Consider the following 24,131-nt stretch of genomic DNA (forward strand, 5'->3'; position numbering starts at 1 on the left):
AGTCCCTCCCGCTTATCCGATTTCTACACAATCAAGCAACTCTTGCACCACACGTTGATGATCAACACCATCGGCAAGCGCATCGTAAGATAGTGAGAAGCGATGTCCCAGCACCGATGGCACCATTGCACGCACGTCATCAGGCGTTACATGGTCACGCCCTTGTAGCCACGCATAAGCACGGGCACATTTATCTAAAGAAATAGAGGCACGAGGGCTTGAGCCGATTTCGATCCATTTTTGTAGCTGGGAATCCGCGTAGCGCTCTGGTTTACGCGTCGCCATCACAAGTGCCACAATGTAATTCTCGACCAAATCGGAAACAGTAATGTTCGGTAACTGACGTCGCGCTTCAATCACAAGCTCTGGCTCAATGTGTTTTGGCGTCACTAATTCACTACTGGTTTCTGAACCCAGCTCTTCACTGCGCACTAAACGAATAATGTCACGTTCAGCTTCATCTTCTGGATAGTCGACGGTCACTTTCATAATAAAGCGGTCCATCTGCGCTTCTGGCAATGGGTAAGTACCCTCTTGTTCAACGGGGTTTTGTGTTGCAAGCACCATAAACAACTCAGGTAATACGTGCGTCTTATCACCCACCGTAATCGTACCTTCTGCCATCGCTTCTAGCAGTGCAGCTTGTACTTTTGCTGGCGCACGGTTCACCTCATCCGCCAACACAATGCTGTTGAAGATTGGTCCCGGTTGGAAGTGCAACTGAGGCTTACCATCCAACTCTTGGTACACTTCGGTACCTGTTACGTCTGAAGGTAATAAGTCTGGAGTAAACTGAATACGACCAAAGCTGGTGTTAAGTAGGTTCGCAAGCGACTTCACCGAGCGGGTTTTTGCCGTTCCCGGTAAGCCCTCTAAAAGTACGTGACCATTGGTCAGTAACCCTATCACCAAAGCCTGAACCACATGGCTTTGTCCAATGACGCTTTTTTCAGTTTGTTCGATTAATTCATTAATGGCTTGTTGTGCGTGGTTCATGGTGTGCCCTCAAAATGCATAGTTTTTGCTGTGTACATCCTACTCACTAGCCCTATAACTATTGGTTATAAACTTAATACCTAACTAATTTGTAACCATTTATAGCCAATAGCTTATCGCCAATATTAGTTTGAAATAGCAGCTCGTAATTGCTCAATCACCTTCGGCGGAGCCACCTCAGCAAGCTGCTTAACACATTGCTCAAAAGCAAAAGCTACGGCCCCTTTTTTATAGTTGCGTGCTAGCACTTCACACTCGGCGTACAAATGCTGTGGATTTCCACCCACTTGGTAGGCTGTGTTCAGTGCCTTGCTTGCCGCAAGTATGTCGCTCTTCTCTAACGCCAACCCATACACATACCAATACTGCGGGTTATGCTCTGCCGTTTCAGCCGCTCGTTTCAAATATTGGTTTGCCTTAGCGCCATCTCCAACACGAAGCCATGCCAAACCCGCACTGTATGGCAAAGCACTCGATTTCGGCTGAGCTTCAATCCCTGCCATCAAGGTTTCTAGTGCTTTTTTGTCGTTGCCCTGTGCACGATACAAATCGGCTAAGTTTGCATAGCTGTTCTCGAAGTAAGGTTCTATTTCAATCGCCTTTTGATAAGACGAAATGGCTTTTTCCATTTCACCAAGGTCTCGATAGACATTCGCGAGGTTCGTTCGCCCAAAGCCTCGGTCAGCATTAAAGCGTTGGATTGCCATGTAGTCTTCCAATGGCTGTTTGATCTTGTCGCGTTGCAGCGGATTCATTTCTGGATAATGACGAACCAAAACACTCGCTGCTTCAGCACGAACGGACAACACTGGGTCTGTTAGTAATGGTTCAAGAATTTGCCAGCGGTCGCTGAATTCATACCCAGACGACCCAGCAACAGCCCCAAGACGAATCATGTCGCTTTCATGCTTCACCGCGCGAGCCAGCGATACCAAGGTGTTTTGTCCGGTGTTGCCGCCCATTCGCTCTAACGCAGAGGCACGAATGATGTCACTTAATGATGAATCTTGAGCAGAGTACGCTAACGCATCAGGCGCGCCGCGATGACCAATAGAATCGGCGTAGAATGCCACCGCAAAGTGTTGTTGGTTACGGTATTTCGAATTCGGGAACCACTCGCCTATTTTCTGATCCGCCCACTGGTTGGTTTCGTCTTCATGGCATGATGTACAGACGTTTGGCGTATTGATGTGTTGGCTTAGATCCGGACGTGGCACATGCCAGCTGTGGTCACGACGCGGGTCAACTTGCATGTAGGTCGTTTCTGGCATGTGACAAGTGGTGCATTGAGACGCCTCGGTATTTGCCTCATGGAAAGTGTGATTTTCCGGCATGTAGTCAGACGCAATATGGCACTGAGCACAAACCGTTTCTTCAGGGATTTTTAGCTCTGCGGTATGAGGGTCATGACAGTTGGTACAGGTTACCCCTTTCTCTGCCATGGCAGACTGCAAAAATGAACCGTAGACGTAATCTTCGTCATAGATCTGACCATCGTGATAATAGAGCTCTGGTGTGATTAAGCTAAGACGATATTTATCTAGGAACGAACCTTTAACGTGGTCTGCACTTTCATTTAACTGTGTACGACGACTATGGCACTGCGCACAGGTTTGAACTTGATGGGTCATAACGATTTCTTTTGGTTGGAGCGTGCTGTGCCCTTCTTTGTAGACCCATTCTTTTACTGCCATACCTAAATCTCGGTCAAAACCATAGTGATTAGCTGAGGCGATGGTATTCCCAGATTTTTCCGCTTGTTTGGCAAGCTCTACGTGTTCACTGGCTGGGCCATGGCATGCTTCGCAACCGACATTGATTTCTGACCACGTGGTTGAATACGTATTGGCTTTGGCATCGTAGTTCTTTTCTAAATTGGTAGAATGGCAATCGGCACACATGAAGTTCCAATTTTGCCCCGTGTTTGTCCAGTAGAACTCGTCTGTTGGGGTGGTATCTGGGTAAAGATGGAACCAGCGCTGCCCGCCCTCTTCTTTAGTTCTTGAATCCCAAGCAAAAGGAATGAGCTGGACTCGTCCGTCTTCGAATTCCACCATGTATTGTTGAAGTGGATCCCACGCAAAGGTGTAGCTGATTTTGTAATCATGCCACTCATCATCAGGCCCTTGAATATTGACCCAATACTCTTCCCCTTTTCGATAGAAGCGATTTGGCTTCCCGCTGAATGTAAACGTGTGATCATTAAAGTCACCCAATACGGACTGTGCATCAGCATGTCTCATCGCCATATCGTGATGAGAACCTTGCCACGCTTGGGTTTCTTTTTGGTGACAATCTACACAAGCATCACTGCCTACGTAAGTTAACGTTGAAGATTGGTTTGATTGCGGCGTTTCCTGTGCAAACAGAGAAAAACTGACGAGCGCTGCAAGACCGATTAAGGCCTGCTTCCAACTTGCCCACTGAGTCATAGCTATCCTTGTGTGATTATTTTTATTCTCTGATCAAAGATAGGAGTGTTTTTTCTTTTTAGACAAGCAATTACACGAGTTTTAAGAAAAACTGAAACGAGGCGCAAAAAAAGAGGCTCCGAAGAGCCCCACGTTTAGTTGCAATCAATCTATTTATTGTGACTTTCTTGCAGTTTCTCCATCACTTGGTCAAGTGAGAAGCTTGCTGCTTTCTGTCTTGGTGGGAATTCTTGGAACGTCTCTAAGAATTTGCCCACGTATGCCTGCGCAGGAACAAGCATGTACGCATGGTCGATCAACCAGTCGTAGTAAGTGTTCGACGTAATATCGGCCACTTCGTATGGGTCCATACGTAGGTTGAAGATCTTAGGCACACGTAATGGAGTAAACGGTTCAGCCCAAATTTGCAACGTACCTTTCGCGCGCTGCTCTAGGAATACGATCTTCCAGTTACGGAAACGCAGTGAACTCAAATCACCGTCATCTGTGAAGTAGAAGATTTCTTCACGCGGCCCTTTCTCTTCTTTACCGGTTAGGTAAGGCAGGAAGTTGTAGCCATCAAGGTGGTTTTTGAATGTCTTGTCACCCGCTGTATAACCTTTCAGGAGCTTCTCTTTGATTTGATCATCACCCGCGGCTGCCAAGAACGTTGGCATCCAGTCCATATGGTGCATGATCTCATTAGAAACACTTCCCGGTTCAATTTTACCCGGCCAGCGAACCATTGCTGGAACACGGAATGCCCCTTCCCAGTTGGTGTTTTTCTCACCACGGAATGGGGTTGTACCTGCATCTGGCCACGAGTTCATGTGTGGACCGTTATCGGTGGAGTAAAATACGATGGTGTTGTCTTGAATGCCTAGGTCATCCACTTTCTTCAAAAGCTGACCCACGTGGTTATCGTGCTCAACCATACCGTCGGCATAGAAGCTGATGCCCGTTTTACCTAGATTGCCTTCTTTGACGTGAGTACGGAAGTGCATGCGAGTTGCGTTCCACCAGACGAAAAACGGCTTGTCTGCTTTCACCGCGCGATCCATGAAATCAAGCGCCGCGTCTAACGTTTCTTCATCTACCGTTTCCATACGCTTGCGCGTTAACGGACCGGTATCTTCAATCTTGCCATCAGCAAAAGACTTGATCACACCTCGAGGACCAAATTTCTTACGAAACTCGGGATCTTTTGGATAATCCACATTCTCTGGTTCTTCCTCGGCGTTCAAGTGATAAAGGTTGCCAAAAAATTCGTCGAAGCCGTGGTTAGTTGGAAGGTGTTCATCTTTATCGCCTAAGTGATTTTTACCGAACTGCCCCGTCATGTAGCCGAGTGGTTTGAGCATTTCAGCAATCGTCGCATCTTCTGCTTGTAAGCCCAGATCCGCGCCTGGGAGGCCTACCTTACTCAAGCCCGTTCGCAGTACTGTTTGACCCGTAATAAAGGTGGAACGGCCTGCGGTACAAGATTGCTCACCGTAATAGTCAGTGAACATCATGCCTTCTTTTGCAATCCTATCAATGTTTGGAGTTTTGTAACCCATCAAACCAAATGTATAAGCGCTGATATTAGATTGACCGATATCATCACCCCAGATGACCAGAATATTCGGTTTTTCTGCTGCGATACTGCTACTTGTCGCGCCGATAAAAGCAGCGGCAAGAATCGCTAATCGGCGCTTAACGCCATAATTCGCTGTCATATAAACCTCTGTCCGTATTAGAAAAGTACATCCTGCACACAAACATATAGCTCACAAAATAGACTATTGCGAATCCGATAGCATAATTAGATGCCAACTCAAACTAAGGTCTTATAAGGACATCAAAAGAGTGGGTTTACGTGACCTGTGTCCCGCTTCAGTTTTCCACACAAATTTCAAGGTTGAAGCATTTAACTGATAAAACAACAAGTTATTTCACTGCATAACTTATGGTTATAAACACTATAAAGCGACATTCTTCAATCGCATCATTAACTTATTAGCCAACGAAGCATGGGCGGTACCTAGGCTTCTTTTCCAACTTACAACCAATTTGGAGTTTTTATGGCTAACCAAATGAGCAAGCTGGCTGTCGGTCTCGGCGTACTGGCAACCTCAAGCGCAGCAGTGGCGGCAGACAAACCAAACATCCTAGCGATCTTTGGTGATGATGTTGGTTACTGGAACATCAGTGCATACAACCAAGGTATGATGGGTTACGAAACCCCGAATATCGACCGTATTGCAAACGAGGGTGCACTGTTTACTGATCACTACGGTCAGCAATCTTGTACTGCAGGCCGTGCAGCATTTATCACAGGCCAAGAACCGTTCCGTACTGGCTTGCTTACAATCGGTATGCCAGGCTCTACGCACGGTATCCCGGATTGGGCGCCAACTATTGCAGACCTGCTGAAAGAGCAAGGTTATATGACGGCTCAATTTGGTAAGAACCACTTGGGTGACCAAGACCAACACTTGCCAACTAACCACGGTTTCGACGAGTTCTTCGGTAACCTTTATCACCTCAACGCTGAAGAAGAACCAGAAACTTACTACTACCCGAAAGATCCTGAGTTCCGTAAAAACTACGGTCCTCGTGGTGTAATCAAGTCTTTTGCTGACGGTAAGATTGAAGATACAGGCCCAATGACGCGTAAGCGTATGGAGCACGCGGATGAAGAGTTCCTAGAAACCTCATTGGCGTTCATGGAGAAAGCCGTGAAAGCTGACAAGCCTTTCTTCATCTGGCACAACACCACTCGTATGCACGTTTGGACACGTCTACAAGAGAAGTACCAAGGTAAATCAGGCATCAGTATCTACGCTGACGGTATGCTAGAACACGATGATCAAGTGGGTATTCTACTAGACAAACTTGATGACCTTGGTGTAGCTGATAACACCATCGTAATCTACTCAACGGATAACGGTGCAGAAACCGTGTCTTGGCCTGATGGCGGTGCAACACCGTTCCACGGTGAGAAAGGTACAACATGGGAAGGCGGTATGCGTGTTCCTCAGCTTGTTCGTTGGCCAGGCGTGATTGAACCAGGCACTAAAATCAATGAAATGATGGCACACCAAGACTGGCTACCAACTCTAATGGCTGCAGCCGGCGTTCCTGACGTGAAAGAGAAGCTAGCGAAAGGCTACAAAGCGAACGGTAAAGACTGGCGCGTACACATTGATGGTTACAACTTCATGCCTTACTTCCAAGGTAAAGAAGAGAAAGGTCCTCGTGAGTCACTGCTTTACTTCACTGCTAATGGTGAGCTAAACGCAGTTCGTTGGAACGACTGGAAACTGCACTTCGCGACCCTAGAAGGTAACATTACCGATGCCGTTCGTTTCTCTCCAAACTGGCCGAAGATCATCCACCTGCGTGCTGACCCATTCGAGAAAGCACCGCACGAATCTGGTATGTACCTACGCTGGATGGCAGACAACATGTGGTTGTTCGTACCAATCCAAGACGTACTTGGTGACTTCTTCAAGACACTGCCAGATTACCCAATGCAGCAAGGTCAAATGATGAACCCTGCATCTATCAGCTACCAATCTCTAGGCCTACAAGGCAAGATGAAGCAGCTAGACCAACTTCAGCAAGAAGTTAAGAAAATGAAATAGTTTCTTTTGCTACTACCGAAAAAACCCACCAGCCTTGGTGGGTTTTCTTTTTGTGGCAACTTTACATCGCCTCAGCATAAAACTTCCAAATATGTCGCAATTTAACGATACGATTGAAGTAACGAGCGACCTTCTTATTGACCAGATTGATTGTTACCTGAGAATTATTGATAATAATTTACATTATCAATAATTAATCATCTTTCATTATGTTCAGCCCAATACTAAGCGATATTCATACAAAGCCATTTAGATCTTCTAGCCCACCCTCTCCCGCTCCATCAATTTTATTGGCCGAAGATGACCCAGACCTGAACCTACAGCTGACAGAGCTTCTTAAAGCACTGTGCTACAACGTTGTGTCAATGCTTGAGGGAGACACTGCGCTAAAGACATTCCAACAACAAGCCTTCGACTTGGTCATTCTGGACGTTAACTTACCCAACCTAGACGGCTTTGAAGTACTCAATGTGATTCGCTCGCAGTCACAAACCCCGGTTGTCATGCTTACCGCTTACGGTGCAGAAGAATATCGAATTCAAGGGCTTAAATGCGGTGCCGACGATTACATCACTAAACCCTGTAACTTCACGGAAGTGAGTTTACGCATTGAAGCGATTTTGCGTCGTACTCAACTTATACAGCAGCCCAACTCCCCCACACAATTGAGTGAAAGAGAACTGCTGCTCGATAAACAAAATCACACGGTCAATATACATCGTCGCCCTGAGATGACCCCAATTCAGCTGACCCCTATTCAATTCAAACTTCTGTGGACCTTGGTCGAGCACCGTGAAGAAGTTTTGAGTAAACCCTTCCTCTATCAAACGATTTTAGAACGTCAGTTCAGCCAATACGATCGCGCCCTCGACATGCATCTAAGCCGTGTGCGTAAGCGTCTTATTGCTGAGGGTATGTCGAACGACCGAATCCAAACCGTGCATGGTAAAGGATATATTTTTAAATGAAGAAGATGCTGTTTTGGCGATTGTTTGTCGTCTTATCCTTGGGCGTGGTTATCTTTTTCTCCTTGATTCACAGCGCAGCCATTCTCTCCAACGAGAAAATGAGCTATTTGAAGAAATCTCATCGCCAACAAATTTTAGCCTGGGGACATACCGCACAAACCTATGTAGACCAACAAGATTGGCAAGGACTGGACATCTGGTTAGAACAGCTCGCCATTGATGAGTCCACATGGGCGACAGTGCTGCAATCCCGTCTTGACGTAAAAGGGGGAAACCCACTTAACGAGCGTTTTTGGCAAGGCTATGGTATTGGCCGAAGCGTTGAATGGAAGATCCATCTCGATTTTCCAGACAATCCGATTATGGAAGTCCCTCTGTCCCCTTCCGGATACCACTTTTTGATTCTGTTACCTGACCGGATGAGACCGGGAACCTACATGTCTCACGCGTTTTGGTTGTTTCGCTTCGTTATTCCCTTTCTTTCTCTACTCGCACTGACTGTTTATTTGTACCGCTATGTCATGCGCCCGTTACAGCAATTCCACCGCGCAAGCCAAGCTTTCAGTCAAGGCGATTACTCAGCGCGAATTGGTCAGACTATGAAGTTGGGCAATGATGAAATCAGCCAAGTTGCACGCACCTTCGATTATATGGCAGAGCGAACATCGGATGTGATTCGCCACAATCGTAACCTTATTGCCGATATGTCCCACGAGATACGCACTCCACTCGCTCGAATTGAGATGGCCATTGATTGTGTAGATAAGAATATCGAACGTGAACAAATGTTGGAGCGAATCAAAAGCGATACCCACAAAATGCGCACGACCGCAGAAGACACACTCACACTAGCATGGATTGAAAACGAGCAACCAAATCTTAGGACAGAGGAATTTGACTTAGCTGAACTGGTTGAAATCATCGTCGAAGATGCCCGATTCGAGTACTCAGATAGACAGATATCACTACATCAAGACGAACCATTACCCATCCAACACTCCAATCAAATGGCTCTCAGTCAAGCATTGGAAAACGTCATTCGTAATGGCCTACGATACACCCAACCCGATGAGATACTCGAAGTTCGAATACTAAACTGCCTCGAACATTATCAAATCCTCATCATTGATTCTGGCCCAGGTATAGACCCGAGTTTATACCAACAGATATTCAAACCTTTCTTCAAGGCCAACAATCAAGTCGTATCCCGAAAAGGCTTTGGTGTTGGATTAGCATTGGCGAAACGACACATTGAAGCGGTTGGCGGCAAGATCGTTGCCTACAACGCACATGTGCAAGGTTTAACTATGGATATTACCTTGCCTAAGCGAGTTTAACGCCTGCTGACTACAAGAATTGTAACAGTTGTAAAAGTCGTTTACTCAGAGTGGAAGAATCACCAAAATCTCACTCGATAATAATTCTCATTAACAATGGAGGTTACGGTGTCCGCTTCAACCGTATTTAAGTTAAGCCCACTTACCATCGCCCTTTTCGTCGCTTCCCAAGTGACTTACGCCAACGATGACATGGAAGTGATGGAGGTGCTAGGCCACACTCCTGAAGGAATCGATATTACGATTGACTCCGATCAGCTCGCCAAATCGCAGGCACAAGATCTGAATGACATTTTCCGGAAAGATGCAGAAATTAGTGTTGGTGGCTCTTCTGGCGTTTCTCAAAAGATCTATGTCCGCGGTCTGGAAGATACCATGCTGAATGTGTCTATCGACGGCGCGGAACAATCCGGTAACCTATTCCATCACCAAGGTCGATTATCTATCGAGCCTGAACTGCTCAAGCAAGTTGATGTTAGTGCGGGAGCAGGACGAGCAACAGATGGCCCCGGAGCATTGGGTGGCGCTATAAAGTTCACCACTAAAGACGCACATGACCTCCTTACTGCAGGTGAAACCTACGGCGCTATGCTCAAAGGCGGTTACTACACCAATAATGAAGGTTACAAAGTTTCGGCAAGTTTGTATGGAGAAGTCGCCGATCAGCTTGGCCTACTTGCATCATTTGGTTACGTCGACGGGGATAACATCGAAGACGGCAAAGGCCAGGAACAGCCGTACACTGCGTTAGAACAGCAAGTTGCGCTCCTTAAGCTATCCGGTCAACTCAACGACGAACACTACCTCTCGGTAAGCTACGACTATCGTAATGACGATGGCCGTCGCTTAAATCGCCCCCACTTCCAACCAAGCTTTAAAAATGCGCCTCTCGATCAAGAAACCGATCGTTCTACTTTTACGCTTAACCACAAATATAACGCAAGCGACCTTTTCAATCTCGACACCACTTTCTACTACACCGATAGCCGCTTAGCTCATAAAGATCACCCTCGCTGGGGCACCAGTGATGGCTCAATTCAAACGTCCGGCATAAAGATCTTCAATACGAGCAAATTAACAGGCCATACCTTGGTTTACGGTTTGGATTACAAGAAAGACAAATCTGAGTTTGAAACCAACTACGATGGTAAAAAGAACGATGAGGAGAAAGGCACCGTTTACGGCTTGTTTGTTCAAGATGATTGGATGCTAACAGAAACCATCATTCTTACCGCTGGCGCTCGTTATGACTGGTATGAGCTTACTGACAACATGGAGCAAGACTTCGATTCGAGCGGCTTTAGCCCTAACGTGGGTATTAATTACAATGCGTTGGAAGGTTTGAACCTATTTGCTAGTTATGCAGAAGCGTTTCGTGGCCATCAAATCAAAGAACTGTTTGTTATCGACTACCGCGAAAACGACCCAAATCGTAAGCCTGAAGAAGCACGTAACTTAGAGCTAGGGGCAAATTACCAATACGATGATTTCTTCGCTGGCGTCACCTTCTTTGATAGCACCATCAAAGACGTGGTAACAAACCAAGGCGCGGTTTACACCAATGTGGGTGATTTAGATAACCAAGGTATTACCGCTTACTTAGGTTATGCGATTGCTAATGTGTCTGCCCGATTGAGTTACAACCAATCTCGTCCAGAACTTAACGGTACTCCACTATCAGATGAAGACTCAACGCTGGGCACATCTATCGGCGACACTTGGGTTCTTGACCTCATTTACCAACCAATGGAGTCACTGGAGTTTGGCTGGAATGCTCGATTTGTTGAGCGCTTAACCGATGTAGCGGATCCAACCGTTCACCCAGAAAAGCCGGGCTATGGAGTGCATGATGTTTACGCATATTGGATGCCTATTGCAGACGAAGAGTTATCTCTGACGCTGTCTGTTAAGAATGTATTCGACAAATACTACTTTGACCACGCATCATACATGGCATACATCGGCAGTCCTGTCGCTCAAGGTTATGCAAGTCCAGGGCGAGACTTCCGCTTTAACGTCACTTACGCGTTCTAGTATTGGTCGACAAAGCCGCTTTTTATCGAACAATACCAACTCAAAAGTCGGAGCGAATTGCTCCGATTTTTGGTATTTAGCGGCGTATTTTGCTTTAATTAACGCAAATTCAATTTACTCAAAATAACTCAATGAATTTACGTTTGATTTTTATACTCTGCATCGCCACTTTATTCGCGGGCTGTGCAACTTACGCAGGGCTGAACTACGACCAACTGTTCGGTTCACAACAAGTACGTGAGCGAACGGCAACCATCGACACACCGCAAGCCGATTTCTTTCAACATGATGTTAAACCCACCGTAGATAACCGCTGTGTGGTCTGTCATGCCTGCTACGACGCCCCTTGTCAGTTAAAACTTTCTTCCGTAGAAGGCATAGACCGTGGTGCTAGCAAGGCCTTGGTTTACGAAGGTACACGCTTGACCGCTGCTGCTCCAACTCGCTTATTTGAAGATGCGCAAACCACTCAAGAGTGGCGTAATGCTGGCTTTCATCCTGTGCTCAACGAGCGTGAGCAGAGCATGGCGGCTAATATGGACGCAGGTTTGATTGCACGTATGCTGCAACAAAAAGAACGCCATCCATTACCGGACCAAGTTCAATTAGAAGGTTTTGATTTCTCCATCGATCGCGAACAAACGTGTCCAACCATTGAAGAATACGATCAATACGAGCGCGATAACCCAACATGGGGAATGCCTTTTGGTATGCCTAACTTAACGGCGGCAGAATATAAAACCCTGATGCTGTGGTTGGAAAATGGCGCCATCATGAATGCGCATGTACCACTGACAGAGCAACAACAAACAGAGATAGATAAGTACGAAGCATTACTGAACAAAAGTTCTCGTAAAAATCAACTTGCTGCTCGCTACATTTACGAGCACCTTTTCTTATCTCACCTATTCTTCTCTGAGTTGGATGGCGAACAGCCGCGTTTCTTTATCTTAGTTCGCTCTGCTACACCGCCGGGTCAGCCAGTGAAACGTATTACGACTCGTCGCCCATATGATGACCCGAAGGTCGAGCGTGTCTACTACCGCATCATTCCAGAGCAAGGCACTATCGTCGATAAAACGCACATGCCATTTGCGCTCAATGAGCAGCGTATCGAGAATTGGAAAAAATGGTTCATAGATGCGGATTATGAAGTAGCACAACTGCCGAGCTATGAGCCTGAAATTGCGGCAAACCCAATGACGGCTTTCATTGATTTGCCTGTGAAGGCTCGCTTCAAATTTATGTTGGACAACGCTCAGAATACCATCATGGCCTACATCAAAGGTCCGGTATGTCGTGGGCAGCTGGCGTTAAACGTAATTAATGACCGCTTTTGGGTATTCTTCCTAGATCCGGAAAAAGCCGACATCCCTGAAGTAAACGAGTTCTACCGCTCGCAAGCGGCCAATTTGAAGCTTCCGGGAGAGCTTGAGAGTAATACGGTGCCCGTGACTAACTGGGTGAAATACTCACGCCAACAAGCGCGTTACCTTGAGGCGAAATCGGACTTCATCAACAAATGGTTTAAGAACGGTGAACACCTTTCTACGGACGTAATTTGGGATGGCAACGGCACCAACCCCAATGCTGCGCTTACTGTCTTCCGTCACTTTGATAGCGCATCGGTGGTACAAGGCTTAGTTGGTGAGCAACCTAAAACCGCTTGGGTATTGGACTATGCCCTCCTAGAGCGTATTCATTACCTGCTCGTTGCTGGTTTCGATGTTTACGGTAACTTTGGCCACCAGCTGATCACTCGCATGTTCATGGACTTCTTACGTCTGGAAGGGGAAAGTAACTTCATCGCCCTACTTCCTGCGGATATGCGTCACCAAGAACATTCAGGTTGGTATCAAGATCAACCTCGCCAGTTAAGTGATTTCTTGCAACGCAATGTCGCTCCATTTAGTCAGCCAACTAGCGTCGTCTACCATACTGACGATCCTAAGTCAGAGCTATTGGATATTCTACGTAAGCAAGTTTCACCTATCCTGCTGCCACGCTACGACATCATCGATACGGCGCTGACAGTAGAAAGCGAACAGCAATTGGCGAGTATCAACCAAGTTCGTGGAGAAGGATTAAAAACCGTTCCGCAAATCACCATGCTGATGGTTCGCAGTGAATCTGGGAAAGATGAGCTGTTTACCCTTCTTCACAATAATGCGCACATCAACATTTCGAGCCTATTTAATGAAGAGAGCAACCGTGACTTTGCCAACGATGATATGACCATCGTTCGAGGAGTCGTTGGTAGCTATCCGGCGGCATTTTTCTCGATCGAAGAAGATCAAGTAAAAGAATTTGTCGATCAATTTAGCACCCTAAAATCAGAGAGTGATTACGTTAAGTTACTGGATAATTTTGCGATTCGCCGAAGCTCAGAAAAGTTCTGGCCATTTAGCGATCGAATCCACGCTTGGTATCGTACAAAACAACCGATCGAATTTGGTTTACTTGACTATAATCGTTTTGAGAATCGTTGATGATTTAAGGGGGTTCTCATGGGTATCCGAGACAACATTGCCGCTCTCGAGCAACAGATCTACGTTGCTTGCTCAGAGGGGGATTACGACACGGTCAACATGTTAGAGCACCAACTCGAATACTTGCGTGGCAGAGTTGAACATCCATTTGAAGATGATCCTTATGCCCTAGATACTCGGTTTGAGTGGGAAGACGACATGACCGAATAGAAAAAAACCTCCGGCGCAAACCGGAGGTTTTTGTTTATGGTTCAAGCAGTAAGGCCGTGAAGAGCTTATTGCGCCATCAAATTATCCAAAGCAATCACTGACTCACTCACTTGCGTTTTTAACGCGTTGTTATGCTCTGTGTATGCCTCCAGCGACTCCGCTGCAACCTCAATACTCTGACATGTGTTCATTAAAGCCGTTAAACCTAAACTACCTGCGCTGCCTTTCAGTTTATGGGCTAGATCTTTTACCGCTCGGCTCTCACCATTTTCCGCTGAAGCTTCCATTTGGCTTAATACATCAGCACTGGTTTGTCGGAACAAATCGATGATGTGCAGCATCTTCTCTCTGCCCAAAAACTTCATGTCTGATTGAATCACATTCGGGTTGATGATTACCATCGCTGGTTCCTCTGCTATTGGGTCTGTTGTGACTAACATTTCATTGTTATTCGTTGTTGTCGTTGTCTCATCTTGAAGAACGCACTCTTGAGGTAATAAGAGCTGCTTGCCATCCAACATGTCTTGAATGAGCGCCGCAAGTGCTTCTTTTTCCATTGGCTTCGGTAAATAACCATCAAAGCCTGCGGCTAAGTAGCTTTCCACTTCTTCAGCAAATACATGAGCAGAAACCGCGACCATTGGCGTTGGAGCCAATGCTTTGTCGGCTGGCTTATTACGCTCTATACGTTTGAGGCGGTGGATTAAATCAGCACCGTTACAATCTGGCAAGTTGATATCAACCAAAGCGATGTCGAAATCATGCTTGTCAATGATCTGCTCCGCTTCTAGGCCATTTTCTGCCATCATAACTTCATGCCCCATGCTCTCTAAGAAGCCTTCCGCCACCACGCGGTTAACAGGGTTATCTTCTACAACTAGGACTTTTGCACGAACCTTACAACGGGCATTTGCAATCGTTACGGTTTCTACTGGCTCGCTTTCTTCTAGGGGAATAGAGAACCAGAAGCGGCTACCGTGGCCTTCTTCCGAATCCACATCCAAACAACCACCCATGGCCTGAATGATGCGACGGCTGATTGCCAGGCCTAAGCCAGTGCCACCAGTTTGGTTCATCCCACCTTCCGCTTGGGTAAAGGCATCAAATAGCGTTTTCTGATCTTTCTTGGCAATGCCAATACCTGTGTCAGACACTTCAAACAGAACTTGTGACTCGTCTTCTGGGTTGAGGCTAACGTAGATATCAATCTCACCTTCTTCAGTGAATTTAATCGCGTTACCAACCAAATTGCTTAAGACTTGGTTGATTCGAGTAACGTCTCCTTTCCAGTAACGCCCGACATCACTTTCAATATGGTAAGAGAACAATAGCTTCTTCTCTTGTGCCTTTCCGTTCATCAATTGGAAGGTATCTTCCACCATCTGATGCAAGTCGAAACCTAAGCTGCGTATCTCCAAGTGTCCGGCTTCGATTTTCGAGTAATCCAATACGTCATTCAAAATGGCTAACAAGGTTTTACCACTGCGGTTGATGATTTCCGCGTAGCGTTTTTGCATTGGATTCAAACCAGAGTCAATCAGTAGACGGGCAGTTCCCAACACCCCATTCATTGGCGTACGAATTTCGTGGCTCATCGTCGCAAGGAAAGCAGATTTCGCCCGGCTTGCTTGTTCCGCTTGTTTGCGCGCTTTAGCGTGGTTTAACACCTCTTCATTCAAACGACGGTTTGCTTGTTTCAACTGGGATGTTCGTTGCTCAACCAGCTCTTCCAAGTGCTCCTTGTGCTCTTCCAGCTCGCGTTTGGCTTTCGCCTCGCCTTCAGCGACAACTTTTAATGCTTGTGCAGTGTTACGTGCCGTGATGATCGCTTGTCCCATATGTGCCAGCTCATCTTTACCTTTTACTTCTAGCTCAACCGCAAGGTTGCCTTGGGCAACAGACAGTAGCGCAGATGAGTACTCTGCTAAACGCTTCACTACAGAGACATAAACAACGCGCCAAAGAATGATTACGACGATGATAAGGCCAATGATAGAAATCACCGTCAGAGACCACTGCGCGAACTTCAAGGTGCTGGTCAGTTGGTCAACAGCAACGCGCGTGGTCTGGTTAGAGTCATCCACCAGCTTATTCACCGTACCATTCAACTCAGAGAAAAGCTCAAGCGTTTTTTGCATTAACTCTTGCGACTGTTCATTGTTCTCATACTGTTGAAGCAAGATGGTGAACACGACTTGGCGTTTACCAAGATCAGTGAGCAACTGACTCATTTGTTGTGAGCGAGTTGGGTCTTCTACCGCAAGCACACGACGCTTCATGATCTTGAGATTATCTTCAAACGCCGTTTGGATTTGTTGAATACGATCGACGTTGGTGAGTGTGCGGGCTTCTTCAATCTGGTTGAGCATTTTGAACGCCAACAAATGCAGTTCATGCAGTCGCTCAGTCAGGTCTAGGTCGACTTCAACTAACGCATCCAGTGCTTGATACACTTGGGCTTTCTTGTTGGATTCCAACAGGTCATAAATATGGGTAACGTTAGCAACCGCAATCGTACTGGTGTTTTGTACTTGCGTACGTGTTAACTGTTCTAACTCTTCGCTCAACAAACGCATTTCCTCAACGCGAGTGTCGATCTCTTTGGTTAGCCACAATTTACGTTCTACTGTGACGCCGAGCTCCGCTAGGTTGTTAATCACGTTCTGGACGTTATTTTCTAGCGCTTCAAGAAGCTGAGCATCAAAAGATTCGCCGCCCAACTCTTTAATGTGCGTCAGCAATGACTCAAGTTGATCGAACAGGACGCGTCCCGCCTCTTTACGCTCTTGTTCATTTTGCGCATTCGACAACATTTGCACCGATGAAATAATACGGGTACTGAGCTCTGATACTTGTCGAGCTTCTATCATTGCCGGTATGGCAGAGTCCACGACGTTCCTTTCTGTTTTTGCCACCAGAGAGAACCCTGATACACCGATTAACGCTGATAACATCACCAACATTGCCATAGCAATGAAGGACAACAACAGTTTACGACCGATGCTTGCGGTAGCTAGCAACATATTTTCCTGACCTTAATATTCGTGTTCGGCGACATATTACGTTATATTTTGCAGTGTTTACTTAATCTATGCCAACGAACTTCATTTCATGGTTATAAATCAGCGTCCATATCGCACAATTTTCGCACATTCTGCACTCGCATTGTCACTTTTCGCTTCAGTGCCAAGCTTTGCTGCAGAAAAAATCTGTGCCATTTACCCTCATTTAAAGGATTCATACTGGCTATCAGTAAACTATGGAATGGTTTCCGAAGCGGAAAAACTCGGTGTTGACCTGCGCGTTCTCGAAGCTGGGGGATATCCGAACAAAACCCGTCAAGAGCAACAGCTTGCTTTGTGTACCCAATGGGGCGCCGATGCAATCATTCTCGGGACGGTCGATCCGCAAGCCTACGAGCACAACCTTAAAAACTGGGTTGGCAATACTCCAGTTTTTGCCACCGTTAACCAGCTTGAACTCGACGAAGAACAAACCAAACTGCTGAAAGGTGTAGTTGGTGTTGATTGGTACTGGATGGGCTACGAAGCTGGCAAATACTTAGCAGAAAAGCACCCTAAGGGCTCAGGTAAAACCAATATTGCTCTACTGCTTGGCCCAAGAACTCGCGGCGGTACAAAACCTGTAACGACAGGGTTTTATGAAGCCATCAAAGACAGCGACATTAACATCGTTGACTCTTACTGGGCCGACAACGACAAGGAGTTACAGCGTAACCTAGTTCAACGCGTGATTGATATGGGCGACATCGACTATATCGTTGGTAGTGCCGTTGCTATCGAGGCCGCCATCAGTGAACTGCGCAGTGCGGGCAAGGCCAAAGACATTGGTCTGGTTTCTGTGTACCTCAGCCACGGTGTTTATCGTGGCCTACTTCGTCATAAAGTACTGTTCGCTCCAACCGACAAAATGGTTGAGCAAGGACGCCTTTCTGTGATGCAAGCAACGCACTATTTGCGCCATGAACCGTATGAAGAACACGCATCCCCAGTGATCAAACCGTTGACACCAAAGACGCTTCATGACGACACAATTGAAGAATCGTTATCTCCGTCAGAATATAGGCCGACTTTCAGCGTTAAGGCTGTTGATTGATTGGCAAAAAATGTGTTCTATTTGATGGTAGTGAATTTAAGATCATTAAAGATGGAAATAACTTAATGCAAAAAACAACTCGTACCATGCCAGCACACAAGCATGTGGCATTGGTTGCCCACGATAACTGCAAACCAGAACTGCTTCGTTGGGTAAAAGAGAATAAAGAAAAGCTACAAAGCCACTTCTTGTACGCAACAGGCACTACGGGCCATATGCTAAGCAAAGAAACTGGCCTTGCTATCAAAAGCATGATCAGCGGTCCAATGGGTGGCGACCAACAACTTGGCGCGTTAATTTCTGAAGGCAATATCGACGTACTGGTCTTCTTCTGGGATCCACTTAATGCCGTTCCACATGATCCAGATGTGAAAGCCCTACTCCGTATTGCGAGTGTTTGGAACATCCCTGTAGCGACAAACCGTGCAACCGCTAAGTTCCTGTTCAATTCTCCACTGATCGACCAAGAAGTGGATATTGAAGTACCAGACTACGATGCATACCTAGCAGAACGCACTTAATTTCGATTAGTGGCTCTGTCAGTCACAAATAAAGCAAAGGCTATACTGAGTATCGCCTTTGTTGTAATTAAGTCAAGGGTAGATTTTATCTTGAAGTTACGATTGGATAATCGCCGTTTACCAACTCTTGCACAAACGCAGAACCTGCGCCGGTATGGGTAATCCAAACTTTCTCTTTAGCACGCGTTAAAGCGACATAGAACAAACGACGCTCTTCGGCATACGGATATTTGTCTTTTGATTCACTCAACGCGCCATCGATATGCGCTTGCTTCTTCTTCGCTGGGAACTGGCCTTCATCCACCGATAGGATGATTACAAAGTCTGCTTCCCTGCCCTTGCTCGCGTGGCAGGTCATAAAGCGAATCTCAAGTTTAGGGAATCGCTTCAACCAGTCATCATATAAATCAGGCTTGTGGTAATGGTTACGACCCAGTAGCAATACTGATTTGGTTTTCTTCGCCTGTTGGTTGAGCTGATCAAGGATCTTCTCAACTTGGTTGCTTGGTGCAGTGTGCACGCTCTTCTGCTTGCGTTGCTTATGACTGTTCAGGGTCTTTGGCAACTGAGATGGGTTCTCTTGTACAAAGGTATTTGCTACATCACCGATTTGGTTGTTGAAGCGGTACGTGGTGTCTAAATGATGCACGGTTGAGTGTGTGAATCGATCTTGGAAGCCCGTTGTGAGATCCACATCGGCCCCTGCAAACTGATAAATTGCCTGCCAATCATCGCCTACAGCAAACAAGGTTGCTCCCGCTTGCTTCTCTGTTGACTCACATAGCGCTTCTATAAGCGCTAAACGGTCAGGAGAGATATCTTGGTATTCATCCACCATAATAAAGCGCCAAGGCGAAATGTATTTCCCTTTCTTGACGTAATCCGTCGCTCGACTGATCATCGTTGGGAAATCCACCTGATTGGTCTCTTTTAGCATCTTTTGCCACGCACTAAAGCACGGCCAACACAGTGCAAGCTCACTGTTCAAGCGCGTATAGTCTTGGTGATTCACCAGCTTTTCTTGCACTTGCTTTTTAGTCAGGCCAACCGCAGCAAGCTGTGACAGTTGATTGTCTAGCCAAGCGATCAATTTCGGGTTTTCGGAGTGACTACCTAGCTCATCATCACCTTTCAAGTACGCAATCGGCCACTTATCTAAGTGCTTTTGCCAGCGCTTAAAGTTAGTCGGTGTCATCCAGTGCTTCTTGAGCCAATCGATGCACCATGCTGTGCGTTGATTGTCATCTAAAGCAAGTGGGCTGATTTCTACCGGCTGAGGTTCCACTTGGTTTAAAATGCGCAGACCAAGTTGGTGAAAAGTATTCACGCGAACGCCTTCTGCCGCCAAGCCCACTTTATCGACCAAGCGCTCTTTCATCTCTTTCGCAGCGTCACGACCAAAGGCCAGCATCAAAAGCTCTTCCGCTTGTGCTTGGTGACTTTGCAGTAAATACGCCACACGCGCCGTCAGTACACTCGTCTTACCGGAACCTGCCCCCGCTAAAACAAGGTTGTGATCATCATTGAGAAGCACAGCATGCTGCTGCGAGAGATTCAATGGTGAAGATTCGATCCGGCTAAATAGTACTTCCCAATTCGGGCGTTCATTCTCAAGCCACTCGTGATTTCGCTCGCTCAGCGTTTGAGAAGTCTCTGAAAGCCACGGTTCAATCTCAGCCATTCGCTTGGGCATGCGCATTTTCGCTTCTACCAAGCTGGTTTTGATTTCAACTAATTCACTGTTGAGTTGGTCGACCCAGGTTTGAACTTTTGAATGCGATAGATAAGCCGGAAGGTGTTTAAGTTGATACAACTCATCTTCCCACTTAGGAAGGTATTCCACGAGTTTGCGGCACTGGGTATTGTGCCAATCTTGATATTGACGTACCGCTTCAACCGCAAACTTACGACAATGTGGCCAAGGCAAACCTTGAACGAGCCAACTTTGTTGCTTGCCATCTTGCTCATGAGCAAAGAACTGAAGAGAGCTCCAAAGTAGACCGCGTTTAACGCTCACTTTGCCATTCCAAATAGTAAATGGGATGTGTTCTTCACTACCCACTGAACTTAATAAAACACTGTTCTCTTTTATTTCGACTTGGTAATACTCATTTTGAATAAAAAACTGTGCTTTATTAGAGGCAGTAAGCTGCATGAAAGGTGCGCCTTTTGATATAGAAGTTCCAGTTTTATATCATTTTAGACGGTTAAATTGTAGCGATGGATGAGGCACAAATCGCCTTCTGTCGGTATTCTTAATTAAAAATCACATTACTGTTGAATTTGTGAACAACGATTATCTCTATCGCTCGCTATCGATGCGTTAAGTCAATGACAATTCTGTTAATTTCCTGAGCAAATGACGATTTTTATTAAATTAGGTCATAAACGCGCTATAGTGAGTTTGTTAAAATTCTCTCGTTTTCCACCGGCAACGAAAGGCGCATTGTGCAAGCTGCTTTAAAATTTCGCCTCTATTGGGCAAACAAAACCATCAACTACAGCATCCTGATCCTTATTACCTTATTAGGCGTCGTGATTCCTGCATGGTACTTTCAACAAAACTCATTGATCACGCCCCTCATCTTAGGTGTTATCGCGGCTGCATTGGCAGAGAGTGACGACAGCTTCACAGGAAGGGTCAAAGCACTGATTCTTACCTTTATCTGTTTCGCCGTCGCCGCTTTCTCAATTGAGATTCTCTTTGATACGCCATGGGCTTTTGCGGTCGGGCTGTTTGTCTCAACCTTTGGCTTTATCATGCTGGGTGCTATCGGCCCGAAATACGCCAGCATCGCGTTTGGATCGTTACTGATCGCCATCTACACCATGCTAGGCGCCCATGAAAGTACCAACATTTGGTTTCAACCGCTGCTACTTCTCACTGGTGCGGCTTGGTACTATTTCATGTCGATGATTTGGCAGATGTTCTGGCCACTGCAACCGGTTCAGCAAAGTCTTGCAACTGTATTCCTCCAAATCGCCAATTATCTCGACGCGAAGGCCAAGCTATTTCATCCAGTCACAAATTTAACGCCTCAGCCGATGCGTATCGAGGCAGCAAAGTTAAATGCGGCTACAGTAAACGCTCTCAACGCTTGTAAAGCAACGCTATTAAGCCGCTCTAAGCGTGGGCACATTGATGGCCCAAGTGACCGATTTTTGAATATCTACTTTATCGCACAAGATATCCACGAACGAGTTAGCTCAAGCCACTATCGTTATCAAGATTTGGCCACCGAATTCGAGCGCTCAGACGTTTTATTCCGCTTTAAGAACTTACTTGAGTCCCAAGCTCAGGCTTGTCGCGATATTGCTCATGCGATTCGATTAGGGAACGAATACACCCATACTGACCAGTCGATTTTGGCGTTAGCCGAATTACAGAACTCATTGGGTTATTTGGAAGAGCAAGAACAAGCTCACTGGAAGCGTCTTCTGAGCCAGTTAACCTACTTGTTCAATAACCTTGCGACCGTAGAGAAACAGCTTAGTAATATTAACAACCCAGATGCAGAGCGCTTGGAAGAAGATGTGCTAGATGATACAAACCCACATACGCTTAAAGCGATGTGGCAACGTATCTCAGCGAACTTACACAAAGATTCGATGCTGTTTCGCCATGCATTACGTATGTCGATTGCACTAACGGCGGGCTACGGGATCATCCAAGCCTTCGACATTGATCGTGGCTACTGGATTCTGCTTACCACGTTGTTTGTTTGCCAACCAAACTACAGTGCGACAAGACAAAAGCTCACAGCGCGTGTAATAGGCACATTGGCGGGCTTACTGATTGGTGTGCCGCTTCTTACTTTCTTCCCTTCACAAGAAAGCCAACTGGTGTTTATTGTGGTTTCTGGGGTGATGTTCTTTGCTTTCCGAATCAACAACTACGGCTATGCGACGGGTTTTATCACTCTATTAGTGCTTTTCCTGTTCAACCAACTGGGCGAAGGTTATGCGGTAGTACTTCCTCGCCTTGCAGATACACTGATTGGCTGTGTGCTGGCCGTTGGCGCGGTCATGGTCATTCTGCCCGATTGGCAATCAAAGCGCTTACACAAGGTCATGTCAGATGCGATAGATGCAAATAAACAGTATCTGGGTCAAATCATTGGCCAGTACCGAATTGGCAAGAAAGATAACTTAAGTTACCGAATCGCCCGTCGACAGGCACACAATAACGATGCAAACCTTTCTTCCGCGATCAGTACGATGCTGGCAGAACCTGGTAAGTATCGAACCGCCGTGGATGAGAGTTTTCGCTTCTTAACGCTTAACCATGCCATGCTCAGCTACATCTCTGCTCTTGGCGCACACCGCACAAGAATAGAAGATGAGGCCATTCATCAATTGGTGCTTGATGCACACCGTTGTATCCACCAACATTTAGATGTGCTTCACCAACAATTGCATCAACATTGTGAAGAATGCGATTTATCCTCAATTAACGATACGAACTTGGAGCAGCGCTTGAATGAATGGCGCGACGAGGACGATCATTCAGCTCGAATGGTACTTCAGCAATTGCATCTTATTTATCGCATGCTGCCGGAGTTACATTCGCTCGCCTCTAAGTTTGCCGTTCGCGTGAACTAACTCAGCCTGTGGTCTCACTAAGACTATTGAAGCGGCTTCGCATATTAAAGGGGTAGACTATGATTCTACCCCTTTATGATTACGGGACTTATTCATAAGAATATTCTTACACGTCACTTGATACCACCTGACATTTCTCGGACAAAAAATCACCATCCAAAACCTATTCTAACCATATTAGAACACTGTTTGATTGTGACCATGAAGGTCGCTGAGGTGGGTTAATGAAGGAGAAGCCCAAGAAACGTGAGGAGGTCGAGATGACTACTCAACAATTTAATGAGTTACGAAAGAAGATTAATGAGTTGACTGCTGCTCAGCTGAAATCACTACAAGGTGACATTAACCATTCTCTTCATAAAAAAGAAAGCCCTTTACTATCAAGTGAAGAACGCGAGATGCTGTCAAAACTGTTTGCTTAATCAAACATTGAGTAAAAGCACTTGCACGAAATAACAACACTTCCTATGCTAACAAAAGCATAACAAGTGAGAGGATTAACATGCCAGTATCGGGAATTCAGTCCGGATATAATATGATTCAGCTGTCGCAGAAGATGGCTGAAGGTGCTGCGCATGAAATCCAACAAGACTTTGTTAAAGAAAACGATTTGACCTTCAATAAAGTGGATCTCGTCAAAGACAACGAGCTAGCGTTTAATAAGGTTGCCTCTGAATTACCAGCCAATCCAATCGAGCCTCTCGTCAGCCTAACTCAAGCGGCAAGCTACAACCGTATCGGCGCCTCTGTTGTAGATAAGAACAACGAAGTGATTGGCAGCCTGCTCGATATCCACGTTTAGTCATTTCTTCACGTCT

At 46.1% G+C, this 24,131-nt stretch carries 16 protein-coding genes; 11 read left to right on the top strand and 5 right to left on the bottom strand.

Annotation, left to right across the window (positions count from 1 at the left end; genetic code table 11):
* Positions 1 to 12: 12 nt before the first annotated feature.
* The 3 genes from GXP65_RS13805 to GXP65_RS13815 all read right to left on the bottom strand — a co-directional run bounded on the left by GXP65_RS13805 (position 13) and on the right by GXP65_RS13815 (position 5,125).
* Complete coding sequence (locus GXP65_RS13805) at positions 13 to 996, bottom strand: MoxR family ATPase (RefSeq protein ID WP_045403134.1); 984 nt, start codon at positions 994 to 996, stop codon at positions 13 to 15.
* Positions 997 to 1,121: 125 nt separating this feature from the next.
* Positions 1,122 to 3,428 carry a multiheme c-type cytochrome gene (locus tag GXP65_RS13810; protein ID WP_162093075.1) on the bottom strand — a complete coding sequence of 769 codons (2,307 nt, stop codon included), beginning with the start codon at positions 3,426 to 3,428 and terminating at the stop codon, positions 1,122 to 1,124.
* Positions 3,429 to 3,577: 149 nt separating this feature from the next.
* Entirely contained in the window at positions 3,578 to 5,125 is a 1,548-nt protein-coding gene (locus GXP65_RS13815) for an arylsulfatase (protein WP_005431765.1), read from the bottom strand.
* Between the two features lie 345 nt (positions 5,126 to 5,470).
* Here GXP65_RS13815 and GXP65_RS13820 point away from each other — a divergent pair, with 345 nt between their 5' ends.
* The 6 genes from GXP65_RS13820 to GXP65_RS13845 all read left to right on the top strand — a co-directional run bounded on the left by GXP65_RS13820 (position 5,471) and on the right by GXP65_RS13845 (position 14,074).
* Positions 5,471 to 7,036 (top strand): arylsulfatase, encoded by a 1,566-nt coding sequence (locus GXP65_RS13820; protein ID WP_162093077.1) that lies wholly within the window; start codon positions 5,471 to 5,473, stop codon positions 7,034 to 7,036.
* Between the two features lie 209 nt (positions 7,037 to 7,245).
* Entirely contained in the window at positions 7,246 to 8,004 is a 759-nt protein-coding gene (locus tag GXP65_RS13825; RefSeq protein WP_162093078.1) for a response regulator transcription factor, read from the top strand.
* Positions 8,001 to 9,341: a sensor histidine kinase gene (locus tag GXP65_RS13830; RefSeq protein WP_122020502.1), complete on the top strand. Its 1,341-nt coding sequence runs from the start codon at positions 8,001 to 8,003 to the stop codon at positions 9,339 to 9,341. Before GXP65_RS13825 ends, GXP65_RS13830 begins: the two co-directional genes overlap by 4 nt.
* Positions 9,342 to 9,449: 108 nt before the next feature.
* Positions 9,450 to 11,375: a TonB-dependent receptor gene (locus GXP65_RS13835; RefSeq protein ID WP_162093079.1), complete on the top strand. Its 1,926-nt coding sequence runs from the start codon at positions 9,450 to 9,452 to the stop codon at positions 11,373 to 11,375.
* A 131-nt stretch (positions 11,376 to 11,506) separates the two neighbouring features.
* Complete coding sequence (locus tag GXP65_RS13840) at positions 11,507 to 13,864, top strand: fatty acid cis/trans isomerase (protein WP_162093080.1); 2,358 nt, start codon at positions 11,507 to 11,509, stop codon at positions 13,862 to 13,864.
* An 18-nt stretch (positions 13,865 to 13,882) separates the two neighbouring features.
* Positions 13,883 to 14,074: a hypothetical protein gene (locus tag GXP65_RS13845; protein ID WP_005431753.1), complete on the top strand. Its 192-nt coding sequence runs from the start codon at positions 13,883 to 13,885 to the stop codon at positions 14,072 to 14,074.
* Between the two features lie 65 nt (positions 14,075 to 14,139).
* Here GXP65_RS13845 and torS read toward each other — a convergent pair whose 3' ends face one another.
* Positions 14,140 to 17,097 carry a TMAO reductase system sensor histidine kinase/response regulator TorS gene (gene torS / locus GXP65_RS13850; RefSeq protein WP_162093081.1) on the bottom strand — a complete coding sequence of 986 codons (2,958 nt, stop codon included), beginning with the start codon at positions 17,095 to 17,097 and terminating at the stop codon, positions 14,140 to 14,142.
* Between the two features lie 64 nt (positions 17,098 to 17,161).
* Between torS and torT the strand changes: the two genes are divergently transcribed.
* The gene (gene torT, locus GXP65_RS13855; RefSeq protein WP_265340349.1) at positions 17,162 to 18,190 is read left to right on the top strand and encodes a TMAO reductase system periplasmic protein TorT; all 1,029 of its coding nucleotides are present in this window, start codon (positions 17,162 to 17,164) and stop codon (positions 18,188 to 18,190) included.
* A gap of 65 nt (positions 18,191 to 18,255) precedes the next feature.
* Positions 18,256 to 18,711, top strand: a complete 456-nt coding sequence (locus GXP65_RS13860) for a methylglyoxal synthase (protein WP_005431754.1) — start codon at positions 18,256 to 18,258, stop codon at positions 18,709 to 18,711.
* 85 nt (positions 18,712 to 18,796) lie between these two features.
* Here GXP65_RS13860 and helD read toward each other — a convergent pair whose 3' ends face one another.
* Positions 18,797 to 20,866: a DNA helicase IV gene (gene helD, locus GXP65_RS13865; RefSeq protein ID WP_162093082.1), complete on the bottom strand. Its 2,070-nt coding sequence runs from the start codon at positions 20,864 to 20,866 to the stop codon at positions 18,797 to 18,799.
* Positions 20,867 to 21,159: 293 nt separating this feature from the next.
* Here helD and yccS point away from each other — a divergent pair, with 293 nt between their 5' ends.
* From yccS to GXP65_RS13875, 3 genes are all read left to right on the top strand, one after another.
* Positions 21,160 to 23,313: a YccS family putative transporter gene (yccS, locus tag GXP65_RS13870; protein WP_162093083.1), complete on the top strand. Its 2,154-nt coding sequence runs from the start codon at positions 21,160 to 21,162 to the stop codon at positions 23,311 to 23,313.
* A 260-nt stretch (positions 23,314 to 23,573) separates the two neighbouring features.
* Complete coding sequence (locus tag GXP65_RS25070; protein WP_005431757.1) at positions 23,574 to 23,735, top strand: hypothetical protein; 162 nt, start codon at positions 23,574 to 23,576, stop codon at positions 23,733 to 23,735.
* Positions 23,736 to 23,848: 113 nt separating this feature from the next.
* The gene (locus GXP65_RS13875) at positions 23,849 to 24,115 is read left to right on the top strand and encodes a hypothetical protein (RefSeq protein ID WP_045458547.1); all 267 of its coding nucleotides are present in this window, start codon (positions 23,849 to 23,851) and stop codon (positions 24,113 to 24,115) included.
* Positions 24,116 to 24,131: the final 16 nt, after the last annotated feature.

The organism is Vibrio sp. LB10LO1 (assembly GCF_010092875.1).
GTDB lineage: Bacteria > Pseudomonadota > Gammaproteobacteria > Enterobacterales > Vibrionaceae > Vibrio > Vibrio campbellii.